Annotated in this window: 12 protein-coding genes; 7 read left to right on the top strand and 5 right to left on the bottom strand. The window is 31.4% G+C overall.

Translation table 11 applies throughout. The annotated features are described in order from the left end of the window. Nucleotides 1-55: 55 nt before the first annotated feature. From G0Q09_RS01350 to G0Q09_RS01360, 3 genes are all read right to left on the bottom strand, one after another. Nucleotides 56-1255 carry a ComEA family DNA-binding protein gene (locus tag G0Q09_RS01350; protein WP_219033727.1) on the bottom strand — a complete coding sequence of 400 codons (1200 nt, stop codon included), beginning with the start codon at nucleotides 1253-1255 and terminating at the stop codon, nucleotides 56-58. Between the two features lie 133 nt (nucleotides 1256-1388). Continuing rightward, nucleotides 1389-1610: a PspC family transcriptional regulator gene (locus G0Q09_RS01355; protein ID WP_125349608.1), complete on the bottom strand. Its 222-nt coding sequence runs from the start codon at nucleotides 1608-1610 to the stop codon at nucleotides 1389-1391. After that, nucleotides 1611-2882, bottom strand: a complete 1272-nt coding sequence (locus G0Q09_RS01360; RefSeq protein ID WP_125349609.1) for a DUF2851 family protein — start codon at nucleotides 2880-2882, stop codon at nucleotides 1611-1613. A gap of 105 nt (nucleotides 2883-2987) precedes the next feature. On the opposite strand from G0Q09_RS01360, the gene G0Q09_RS01365 reads away from it, so the two are divergent. The 5 genes from G0Q09_RS01365 to G0Q09_RS01385 are packed head-to-tail and all read left to right on the top strand — an operon-like array spanning nucleotide 2988 to nucleotide 7700. Beyond that, a complete protein-coding gene (locus G0Q09_RS01365; RefSeq protein ID WP_219033728.1) occupies nucleotides 2988-3617 on the top strand; it encodes a TetR/AcrR family transcriptional regulator in 630 nt (209 codons plus the stop codon). Then, nucleotides 3607-4008, top strand: a complete 402-nt coding sequence (locus G0Q09_RS15285) for a TolC family protein (protein WP_219033729.1) — start codon at nucleotides 3607-3609, stop codon at nucleotides 4006-4008. Before G0Q09_RS01365 ends, G0Q09_RS15285 begins: the two co-directional genes overlap by 11 nt. Nucleotides 4009-4029: 21 nt before the next feature. Further along, on the top strand, nucleotides 4030-4902 hold the full coding sequence (locus G0Q09_RS01375; RefSeq protein ID WP_219033730.1) for a TolC family protein: 873 nt from the start codon (nucleotides 4030-4032) through the stop codon (nucleotides 4900-4902). An 11-nt stretch (nucleotides 4903-4913) separates the two neighbouring features. Then, nucleotides 4914-6107 (top strand): HlyD family secretion protein, encoded by a 1194-nt coding sequence (locus tag G0Q09_RS01380; protein WP_038332984.1) that lies wholly within the window; start codon nucleotides 4914-4916, stop codon nucleotides 6105-6107. Between the two features lie 21 nt (nucleotides 6108-6128). Continuing rightward, nucleotides 6129-7700: a DHA2 family efflux MFS transporter permease subunit gene (locus tag G0Q09_RS01385; protein ID WP_219033731.1), complete on the top strand. Its 1572-nt coding sequence runs from the start codon at nucleotides 6129-6131 to the stop codon at nucleotides 7698-7700. 231 nt (nucleotides 7701-7931) lie between these two features. Here G0Q09_RS01385 and G0Q09_RS01390 read toward each other — a convergent pair whose 3' ends face one another. Together G0Q09_RS01390 and G0Q09_RS01395 are read right to left on the bottom strand one after the other, a co-directional pair. Further along, complete coding sequence (locus tag G0Q09_RS01390) at nucleotides 7932-8633, bottom strand: DUF6261 family protein (protein ID WP_219033732.1); 702 nt, start codon at nucleotides 8631-8633, stop codon at nucleotides 7932-7934. 18 nt (nucleotides 8634-8651) lie between these two features. Beyond that, nucleotides 8652-8969, bottom strand: coding sequence for a hypothetical protein (locus G0Q09_RS01395; protein WP_219033733.1), 318 nt, complete (start codon nucleotides 8967-8969; stop codon nucleotides 8652-8654). Between the two features lie 158 nt (nucleotides 8970-9127). Here G0Q09_RS01395 and G0Q09_RS01400 point away from each other — a divergent pair, with 158 nt between their 5' ends. Together G0Q09_RS01400 and G0Q09_RS01405 are read left to right on the top strand one after the other, a co-directional pair. Further along, nucleotides 9128-10822: an AAA family ATPase gene (locus G0Q09_RS01400; RefSeq protein WP_219033734.1), complete on the top strand. Its 1695-nt coding sequence runs from the start codon at nucleotides 9128-9130 to the stop codon at nucleotides 10820-10822. Further along, a partial coding sequence (locus G0Q09_RS01405; protein WP_219033735.1) for a transposase occupies nucleotides 10711-11209 on the top strand: 499 nt, incomplete at its 3' end. The genes G0Q09_RS01400 and G0Q09_RS01405, both read left to right, overlap by 112 nt.

An 11209-nucleotide genomic window follows, 5' to 3' on the forward strand; every position in this document is an offset into this window, starting at 1 on the left:
CGCGTTTAGGAAATCCTACAACGCGTTTATTTTAAAAACTAACCAATGAATGAAATCACTCAAACACCAAATAAGGCTCAATTTCCATAAACTTTTCTTCACTTATTGCATAACATCTTTTCAATGTTTTTGCATCTTTAAAACTCCCACCTAACGAACGTTTAAAATTAAGAATCGTATTTACTTGTTTCTCTGTGAAACCGAGTTTTATCCAATCCTCATGACTCAAATTATTTGGATTAAACTTACCTTTTATTTCTATTTTTTCTGCTACTTTATCTTCACTTTTTGACTGTTCAACTTTTGGCTGCTCAGCTTTATAAATTACATTTTCAGGTAAATCAATATAAGATTCCATTTCTGCATATTTTTCATCCGAAATCATATAACATTTTTTCAATTGTTCTTTCGATTTAAACTGACCTCCCAAAATATTTTTATATTTCATAATTGAAGCAGCTTGTTTAGACGAAAAACCTATTTTTTGCCAATCATTTTCAGAATAACTATTTGGATTAAATTTTACATATTGAATCTTTTTGCCACTTTGTTTTTTCTCATTTTTTTCATCTTCCTTTGATTTTTCTGGTAACAAAATATACGTTTTCATCTCTGCATATTTCGCATCATCAATCACAAAACATTTCCTCAATTGCTCTTTCGAGGTAAACTTTCCTCCAACAATCTGTTTATATTTCATGATTATTTCTGCCTGTTTTGGCGAAAAACCAAGTTTTTCCCAGCCTTGTTGTGGCAAATCATTTGGATTGAAATTTTTGTAAACTATTTTAGTTTTTGGTGATGAATAATCTATAAAACTCGATTTAGATTGTTCTGGTAAAAGAACAAAAGGAGCTAATTCATTATACTTTCCTTCATCGATAACATAACATTTCTTAAGCTGTTCTTTCGATGTAAATTCTCCGCCAACAATTCCTTTATATTTCAAAATGACTTCGGCTTGACGTTCCGAAAACCCTAAATTCATCCAATCTTCTAAAGATAATTCGTTTGGGTTAAAGGGTTTGATTGAATCTTTTACTTGTTTATTTGAAGTAGAATTAAATGTATAATTTTTCGGAGTTTTTTGATAATTTGCTAGCAAAGCTTTATCTGCTTCTGATAATTGATATGTTTCTTTTTCAACTGAAATATGTTGAAAAATCTCAAATAACAAAATCAAAACAAATAATAAATACAAGCCAAATCTTTGCGATTTATTCAGGTAAAAAGTAGATTTTTTTAAATATTTCATCTTGGTTGGAAAAGAAGTGAAAATAATATCCTTATCAAACACTCACGATATCGAAAACGACATAACCATCAAATATTTAACAAATTAAGAAATCTAAAATTAATAAAAGGTTTTAAGTATTTGTAAATATTTTTTACAAATCAAAAACCGATTTTCGTTTGATAACAAAACAATCTTTTACCCAAAAAAAGAATAACATAATAAAATAACCAATAAAGGTTAAACCGAAAGTTGCAAAGGTTAAATAAATGAAAATCAAACGTAATTTTGCAACGCGAATTCCCAATTTGTCTGCAAATCGCGAAATCACATTAAACCATTCTGTTTCGGTAAAATTCCTAATTTGATCTTTCATTTAACGTAAAATTTGTTGTCCGATAGCGCAATTTAAACATTTTTTTTCGGAGCAATATCTTTTTTTAAGTTGAATTAATTGTTGAGAATCTTTTGCGGTTTTATTTTCAAAACCAATTCGTTCAAATTCATCTAAAATCGAGTTATTTTCCGCTTCCATTTCATTTAATAAATCCAAATAAAAATCAATTTCTACCTCATCTTTTTGTCGCTCAAAAGCATAACGAATCGGAATAATAGAATTGATGAGCAAATTATTTATTTTATCTTTTGAAAGATTTTTGAGTTGAAATTTTGATTCGTTCTTAAATGTATAATGCGTTTCCCAAAAAGAATTTAATTCCAAATTTTCGAAGATTTTATAAAATTCTTTCAAATTTTTTGGCTGAATAATTTCAGAAAACAAACTTTGATAATTCACATAAATCGATGCTAATTGCGCCAAACGAATCGTCGGAAAACCAATTGGTCGCATTTTCGAAAATCGGAACAAACTATTTTCAATTGATTCTAATTGATATTTATTTTTCAGGAATTGATATTCGTTTTTTAATTGCTTAGAATAATCATTCTCATAGTTTTCTTCTAAAAAACTGGCTTGTCCAAAAAACAAGGCTTCAACTTTTTGGGCATTAAATTGTATTTTTTGCAAAACTTTGAACGGAAAAGAATTTGCCCAAATCTCAAAAGTTTCTACATTAACTTTTAATCCAAAATTCTTTGCCAAACTTTTGAACAATGTTTCTTCCCAATTGGAATTATTGTGTTCTAAAATTTGTACAATATCGTTTGTTTTTTCTTCGAAACGTTCGATTAAAATTCGTTCAAACCAAAAAGAAAATTGCTTCAAATCAATTGAATCTAAAAATTCTTCACAATAAATTTTATCCAACTTAGAATTAATAATATTTTGATAATTAAAAACAATTTCCGGTTTTACAAAATCTTGTAAAATCAAAGTTTGTACATTACGTTGACGCAAAATATCAACTTCACAATCGTGATTCCATACAACATGCAAAATCACATTTTGATACGATAAATCATTTGAATGTTGATGAAAATTCCAATCCGAAGAATTGACATGCATTTCGACACTTCCAATCCACAATTTATCGCCAATGATGATTTCTGCTTCCAAAAAATCTGGCCCAGCATGATGGTTTAACTTTCCAACTTTCACAATTTCAATGAAATCTCCATGAAAAGTTTGTAAGCTTTGATGTGAAAATTGATTCAATTTCCAAATATGATGTAGAAAAATTTCTTTCATAGACAAAAGTTAATCAATGAATTATAAAAAATCATTAAAATAAATACTTATTTTTTTTAAATTAATTAAACGTTTGTTTAACTTTGCGCGTTCAATTTTTATAAGATGAAATTAAGTGAGAAGCAAATAGAAATTTTGGGCGCGGCTGAACGAGTTTTTGGAAGACGAGGAATTGATGCTGCAAGTGTTCGAGAAATTGCAAAAGAAGCAAACATTAATATTGCGATGATTAGCTATTATTTTGGATCAAAAGATAAATTGGTCGAGAATTTATTTAGTTGGCGTATCACAACTTTCAATGAATCATTGGCCTCAATTTCACAAAATTCTACACTTTCTCCATTTGAAAAGTTACAGTCAATCCTAAAAGCTTATTTGAATAGAATTTTGGATAAACCTGAATTTCATGGAATTATGGCAAGAGAATATTCGAAAAGAGATTCAATTTTAGAAATTGATTGTAAAGTCAATGAGTTAAAAACGAAAAATTTAGAATATATCACTAACATTATTAGTGAAGGATATTCTGAAGGCGTTTTTAAACGAAAAGCTCCTGCCGAAGCTGTTGTAATGGTAGTTATTGGCGGAACATCTTATTTGATTTTGAACGAAAAAACATATATGAAACAATGGGGATTATCTTCTCATGAAGAGTTTACAGAACATATTCACGAAGAATATTACCCTTATTTAATAGATTCTTTAAAAGCAATTTTACTATACGATGAAAAATAAAATTTTCTTACCGATTTGTTTAGTTGTTGCTACTTTCGCTCATGCGCAGGAAACCAACGTTTCTTTGCAGGAAGTTATTCAACAAAGTTTGCAGAACAACAAATCTGTGAAAGTTGCCGAAGCTGCTAAAAATACAAGTGAGTATAAAGTACAAAGCGCGAAAAACAATCGTTTACCAGACATTTCGTTGAGTGGACAATACATGCATTTGTTTACGACAACAAATGTAGACATCAAACTTCCGATGCAATCTTCTGGTGGAGGAATGGGAGTTGAACCGAGCCAATTATTATTAGGACAAGCAAGTGCTTCTGTCCCTGTTTTTGCTGGATTTAAAATTAAAAATGCAATCAAAAGCAATGAATTAATGGTTGATTTATCAAACTTTTAAATCGAAGCAACAAAAGAAAATGTGGTTTGGCAAGCTATTAATTTATATTTTGGATTGTACAAAACGCAACGTTCTATCGATGTTTTGAATGAAAACTTAGTGAGAGCAAATCAACGTGTGAAAGATTTTCAAAACTTTTTGGATAACGGAATCATCGCGAGAAATGATTTGTTGAGAGCAAAATTACAAGCATCGAATGTGCAAGTTGCAATTGATGAAGCCGAAACGCAATACAAAAACATTAATTACCGATTGAATTTATTGACTGGACAAGACGAAAGTAAAATCGTTCATGTTGATAATGTAGAAACCTTGAAAACCATCAATCAAAATTCTCAAGATTACGTCAATCGTACAGATATTAAATCATATGATGTAAAAAATCAGATTGCTGATAGTCAAATCAAAATTGCGAAAGCAGCTTATTACCCTCAATTAGCAGTTTCAGCTGGATATATTGCGATGGATATTGATAAAGTTGCTTCGGTTACAAATGCAACAAATGTTGGTGTCGGATTGAAATATGATTTATCTTCTTTGTATAAAAATAAAGCAGAAGTTGAAATTGCAAAAGCTCAGAAATTAGAAAATGAGATGCAAAAAGAAACGACAATTGATAAAGCTAAAGTTGAAATGAACGAAGCTTTTCAAAAGTATGATTTAGCAAAAAAGAAAAATAATGTTTACAAAGAAGCTGTAGAACAAGCGAACGAAAACTACAGAATTGTAAAAGATAAAAATGACAACGGATTGGCTGATACAGACGATTTATTAGAAGCGGATGTACAACAATTGCAAGCAAAAATCAATCAAGTTGTCGGAGATGCTGACGAACAATTAGCGATCTACGAATATTACTATACTACAGGAATTTTATTAGAAAACGTACAATAACACCTCTCGATATGGAAGAAAATAATCAAGAAAAGAAAAAAATAAATTCAAAATTTATCATCGTTTTAGGAGCATTAATCATCCTTGGAGGTGGATATGGAGTTTATAAATATTTACACGGACAAGCGCACGAAATTACTGATGATGCACAAATTGAATCAAAAATAACACCTGTTATACCTAAAGTTTCAGGATACATTCAGAAGATTTTAGTAGAAGATAACCAAATGGTTCACAAAGGTGATACATTAGTTGTTTTGGATGGATCTGAATTTGCCTTGAAATTGCAACAATCGCAAGATGCTCTATTACAAGCAGAAGGTCAATTAGGAGTTGCTCACGCAGGTGTTTCTCAAGCTGGTGCAGCTATTGGAGTGACAGAAGCTGGTGCAGTTGCAGCAAATACAACAATCGAAACAGCTCAAGCAAGTGTTAATACAGCTCAAGCAAATGTAGAAGCAGCAAAAGTACAAGTTTGGAGAACGAAAAATGATTTTGATCGTTACAATAAATTATACCAAAATCAATCGATCACAAAACAACAATACGAGCAAGCTTTAGCAGCAAAAGAAACAGCTGAAAAGCAATTGCGAATTGTACAAGAACAATTAGGTGTTTCTCGTGCTCAATTAGCTTCTACAGCAAAACAAGCGCAAGCTACAGCAAAACAAGTGAACACTTCGAAAGCACAAGCTGATGCTTCAAAAGCACAAATTAAAGTTGCGGAAGCAGCAATTGGTCAAAGCAAAACAAACATCGATAATGCAAAATTATATTTGTCTTATACGTATGTAATTGCAGCTGAAGATGGACAAGTTTCTAAAATTAATTTACAACCAGGACAATTGGTTCAAGCTGGTCAATCTTTGTTTAATATTGTGACAACAAATAATATTTGGGTTGTGGCAAATTACAAAGAAACTCAATTAGAAAAAATTAGAGTTGGACAAGAAGCCATCATCAAAGTAGATGCATATCCAAACCACGAATTCAAAGCGAAAGTAACGTCTTTATCTCCTGCAACTGGTGCTAAATTTGCGTTATTACCTCCAGATAATGCGTCTGGTAACTTCGTAAAAACAGTTCAACGTCTTCCTATTAAAATCGAATTTATCGATCAAAAAGACGAAATGTTGAAAATGATTCGTCCAGGTATGAACGTGGAAGCTGATATTCTTTTAAAATCGAATACTTCTGCAAAGTAATAACACCTATTCAGAAAAATTATGGAAGAAAATAATTTAGTTGAATATGGTGCAAGACGTGTAATCATCACCATTACCGCCATCATGTGTGCATTGTTAGAGATTGTTGACACAACAATTGTTAACGTTGCGATGAATGACATGAAAGGTAGTTTGGGTGTCTCTTTAACTGATATTGCGTGGGTGGTTACCGCTTACGCAATTGCCAATGTAATTGTAGTACCGATGACCAGCTGGTTGTCGCAACAATTTGGACGACGCAATTATTTTGCGGCTTCGATTATCATTTTTACAGTTGCCTCATTTCTTTGTGGAAATGCAACAACGTTGTGGGAAATTATCTTGTTCCGATTTATTCAAGGACTTGGTGGTGGAGCACTGTTGGTAACTTCGCAAACCATCATTACCGAAAGTTATCCACCCGAAAAGCGTGGTTTAGCGCAGGCAATTTATGGAATGGGAGTTATTGTTGGTCCTACGCTTGGTCCGCCTTTAGGAGGTTATATTATTGATAATTGGTCTTGGCCATATATATTTTACATCAATATTCCGATCGGGATTATTGCCGTATTGTTAACGATATCATTTGTTCGTAGCCCAAAATATGCAGAGAAATCAAAACTAAGTCAAGTCGATTTCTTGGGAATTATTTTGTTAGCCATTGCAGTTGGATCGTTACAATATGTATTAGAACACGGACAACAAGACGACTGGTTCTCAGATTCGACAATTGTAACCTTGAGTATCGCAAGTTTCTTCGGATTCATTTTATTTGTTTGGCGAGAATTAGTTTTCAAACATCCAATTGTAAATTTACGTGTACTGAAAGATAGCAACTTAGCAGTTGGTACTATTTTATCCTTCATCTTAGGATTTGGATTATATGGATCGACATTCATTATTCCAATTTATACACAATCAATCTTAGGATGGACTGCAACTGATGCAGGTTTATTATTAATTCCTTCATCGTTGATGACTGCTTTCATGATGCCAATCATCGCAACAATGTTACAAAAAGGTGTACCACCAAAATACATGGTTGCAGGAGGATTCTTTATCTTTTTCTGTTACAGTTTTTGGTCATACAAAATCTTAACACCAGACACAGGTTCCGAGCATTTCTTTTGGCCATTAATTGTTCGTGGAGTTGGATTGGGATTATTATTCGTACCTGTTACCACACTTTCACTTTCAAGTTTGAGAGGGCAACAAATTGGTGAAGGAGCTGCCTTTACAGGAATGATGCGTCAGTTAGGAGGATCTTTTGGTATCGCGATTATTACAACATTTATTTCTCGTTGGACAGTTGGACACCGAACAAATTTAGTTTCGCATCTTGATACATCCGATTTTGATGTACAAAAACATATTCAGAATTTACAAATGAGCTTCATTAGTAAAGGTTTTGCCCCAAATGAAGCATTAAATAAAGCCTATAACCTACTCGATTTACAAGTTACCAAACAAGCAACTGTGTTAACTTATATGGATGTTTTCTTGTATTTGGGTGTAGTTTTCCTAATCTGTATTCCATTTATTCTGTTCTTTATCAAAAAAGGAGCAGGTAAAGTAATCAGTGCAGGACATTAAAAAAGAATAATTATTTTAATTTTCAGTTTTTTATAAATGTAAAATCCATCTCAGCTCTTGAGATGGATTTTTTGTTGCATATAATCTTAATTCTGAATAAAATTTCGTCGGTTCGAGTGATTTTTAGAAATGCATAAAAATCGTATCAAAACCTTAATTCTACACTCCCCTAACCCCTCTTAAGAGGGGAATATAATCCCTTCAAGGGATTATAGGGGTGTTTAAAATATCTTAATTTGGATTCTCCCCTTTACTTGCAGGCAACACACTATTTCTTGCAGCTTTCACAATTTCGTTCAAATCGTGGTACAAATTAGACCAATCCGGTACATCTTTCATTGCTGTAATTAGATTGAGGTAAGATCGCATCACTTGTTCCAATTCTTTTCGAGTAGATGAAGCACTAGCAATTTGGCGCAAATCTCCGTTTGCCTCTGCTTGTTGCGCAAATAATACCTCGAAATCTGTATGCTTTGTTTTCAGTTCAGTAAAAGCTGTTGCAAGCGCTAAATTTGTAAGACGTTGTGCGTTTTCGGGCTTTTCTAATTCTTCGATAAGCTTCTTCAATTGTGCTGTTTCAGCAGAATAACTCAATCGGTCCAAATCTAATCCAAACGTTTGGAAAACTTTGTATAAAGCTTCCGCATCTTGATAGTTTGCTACAGAAGTCAATTTGCGGTAACCATTCAGGAAAGCCTTCATGTTACTAAATGCAACATCGCGCTCTTTATCTGCTGTCGCCACCTCTTTTCCTTTTCCGCTGTAGGTCAACTTTGTGTATACCGTGTCGTAGTTTTGATAACTCGCAATAAGAGACAACAGCAAAGGATGGTTCTCTACAATGGTATAATTTCTGGCTTGAGAAGAGTTGATAGTTCGCTGCGCTAATGTCGCCAGATTTTTTGTAGATAATTTTGATAAATTTACTTTCATAATAGGTAGATTAAGTATTTATAATTCATTCATTGTTAATGCTTTATAAATATAATCAATAAATATTATAATTAATAATGAGAAAACATTACAAACAGATTTGTTTGTAATAAAATCTTCTTGACAAACATTACAAACAGACTTGTTTGTAATTAAATCTTCTTGGCGAACATTACAAACACACTTGTTTGTAATAAAATCTTCTTGGCAAACATTATAAACAGACTTGTTTGTAATAAAATCTTCTTGGCGAACATTATAAACAGACTTGTTTATAATTAAATCTTCTTGGCGAACATTATAAACAGACTTGTTTATAATTAAATCTTCTTGCAAACATTACAAAAAATGAAACTTTAACTATTATTGTTAATGTTTATATTTGTGAAAAATTTAAAAAAAATGCTGACATTTTTTTTACAAAACTAAGCGATGTTTTGTTTCGCAATAAATAATGTTAGCGGCAATTATAAACCATTTATAGAAATAATATAATGCCTAGAAAAAAGATTAACCCAAATAGAGATAAAAATAGTATTGACAATTTAGACTTGACAGTTGAAAATAATTTTCCGAAATTTCTTAAATCCATTAAATTAGAACCTTTTAGACATATACCCTCTTTAACAGTTAATTTTAATCATCCAATTTCTGTTATCTCTGGTACAAATAGGTCTGGTAAATCAACTATATTAATGGCGATTGCTTGTAGTCATTTTAATTTCATTAAAAGAAATCCTCAAAATGGAAATCTTGACAGACATACTTGGAGTTCTTTGATGCAGATAACGAATAAGGATATACAGTCAGAAGATTGGACTTATTACATAACATATAAAACAGGAAATAAAATTGAAACTAAGAGAGGACAAAGAAAACATACAACAAAAAAATGGAATGGAATTGGAAAAAAAGAAAGTCAATTTAAATTTCGAGATGTTGTATTCATAGACTTAGATCGTATATTACCTGCTAGAAATTTTAGCAAAGTAATCTTTAACAAAACTAAGTCTGTTAATGAGCATACTATTTCTTTAAATAATTCTGAAATAATAGAAGAATATTTGTCTTATATTTTAGAAGAATCTTTTGAATTAAATAAACTTGCTACTTATCAAGATAAAGATATATTTAAATACAAAAATTCCAATCAATATTCGAGTTACAATGCAGCAACAGGTGAAGAAGTATTAACTAAAATTATTATTGATGTTGTTGAAGCTAATAAAAACTCTTTAATTTTGATAGATGAGATAGAAATTGGCTTACATCCAAAAGTTCAAAGAAGATTGATTGAAGTTTTATATAATATTTCTTGGAATGATAATAAGCAATTCATTTTATCCTCGCATTCGCAAACAATTCTTTCAAGCCTTCCAGATATTTCAAGAATTTTCATAGAAAAAGACTACTCAAATAACTTTAAAAGCATTCAAAATATTAGTGTTAATGCCGCATTATCTAAGATGGACTCTGTTTCTTATCCACTAATTGACTTATATTGTGAGGATGATATTGCTGAAAAAATAATTAAAAAAATTCTTTCAAGTTTGCAAACTAATAGTAACCTAACCAATCTTTCAGATCTAATAAATATTATAATATCAGGATCTGCAGATAAAACATATAACTACTTCACTGTACATAAAGAAACATATCAGTATAAAAAAATAAAAACTGGTTTCGCTTGTATTCTGGATGGAGATATGAAAACTAGATTTTCATCAGAAGAAAGTTTATTTTATCTCTACTCAGACAAAAGTCCTGAACTTTTTTTAGCAGAAAAATACCAAGAGGTAAATCCTAATGGAACATTAGAATACCACATTAATAATTCTGATAATCATTGCCTATTTGATAAAATGAATGAATTAGGAATTGGAAGTTCTAAAGATGAGGCTTTTAATTTATGTTGGGATGTATTCAAAGACTCGACCGAGGGTATCGAACATATAAACGAGTTAGAAAATTTTGTAAAACAAATGTTGACACTGTACCAAAAACTGTGTAAGTATAAAATTCTGCTTGGGTTAAAATCGAGCAGAATTTTTTTTATACATTTAATATTTACATATTTATGGAAACAAAAGACCTATTTCCGGATGATTTTTTCAAACAGTTTAAAACTGGCGATGAACTCCAAAACTTTCTCAAAGACTTACAAAAGCGAGGGATTGAAAAAATGTTAGAAGGTGAGTTAGATGCTCACCTGGATTACGACAAGTATGATTTACGCAAGCAAGAAAATGCGCGTAATGGTTATTCTAGCAAAAAGATAAAAACGAGTTATGGCGAAGAAGAAATAAAGGTCCCTAGAGATCGTGATGCTAGTTTTAATCCGATGCTGATACCTAAACGAAAAAGCATGGTAGAAGGCTTAGAAAACGTTATTGTATCGCTTTACGCCAAGGGAATGTCCGTTTCTGATATTGAAGAACAGATCAGAGAGGTCTACAATTTTGACGTTTCTCAATCCACGATTTCTCGTATAACAGATGCTATCACCTCTGACATTATAGCTTGGCAAAATCGTCCATTAGAACCTGTTTATTTAATCGTTTGGATGGACGGAATTG

This window comes from Empedobacter falsenii, assembly GCF_019308355.1.
In the GTDB taxonomy this organism is placed as follows: Bacteria; Bacteroidota; Bacteroidia; order Flavobacteriales; family Weeksellaceae; genus Empedobacter; species Empedobacter falsenii_B.

What these genes read in the sequence shown, in the direction of transcription:
- G0Q09_RS01400 (WP_219033734.1), top strand. Translation starts at nt 9,128, where the DNA reads ATGCCTAGAAAAAAGATTAACCCAAATAGAGATAAAAATAGTATTGAC.
- G0Q09_RS01360 (WP_125349609.1), bottom strand. Translation starts at nt 2,882, where the DNA reads ATGAAAGAAATTTTTCTACATCATATTTGGAAATTGAATCAATTTTCA.
- G0Q09_RS01380 (WP_038332984.1), top strand. Translation starts at nt 4,914, where the DNA reads ATGGAAGAAAATAATCAAGAAAAGAAAAAAATAAATTCAAAATTTATC.
- G0Q09_RS01355 (WP_125349608.1), bottom strand. Translation starts at nt 1,610, where the DNA reads ATGAAAGATCAAATTAGGAATTTTACCGAAACAGAATGGTTTAATGTG.
- G0Q09_RS01390 (WP_219033732.1), bottom strand. Translation starts at nt 8,633, where the DNA reads ATGAAAGTAAATTTATCAAAATTATCTACAAAAAATCTGGCGACATTA.
- G0Q09_RS01350 (WP_219033727.1), bottom strand. Translation starts at nt 1,255, where the DNA reads ATGAAATATTTAAAAAAATCTACTTTTTACCTGAATAAATCGCAAAGA.
- G0Q09_RS15285 (WP_219033729.1), top strand. Translation starts at nt 3,607, where the DNA reads ATGAAAAATAAAATTTTCTTACCGATTTGTTTAGTTGTTGCTACTTTC.
- G0Q09_RS01385 (WP_219033731.1), top strand. Translation starts at nt 6,129, where the DNA reads ATGGAAGAAAATAATTTAGTTGAATATGGTGCAAGACGTGTAATCATC.
- G0Q09_RS01365 (WP_219033728.1), top strand. Translation starts at nt 2,988, where the DNA reads ATGAAATTAAGTGAGAAGCAAATAGAAATTTTGGGCGCGGCTGAACGA.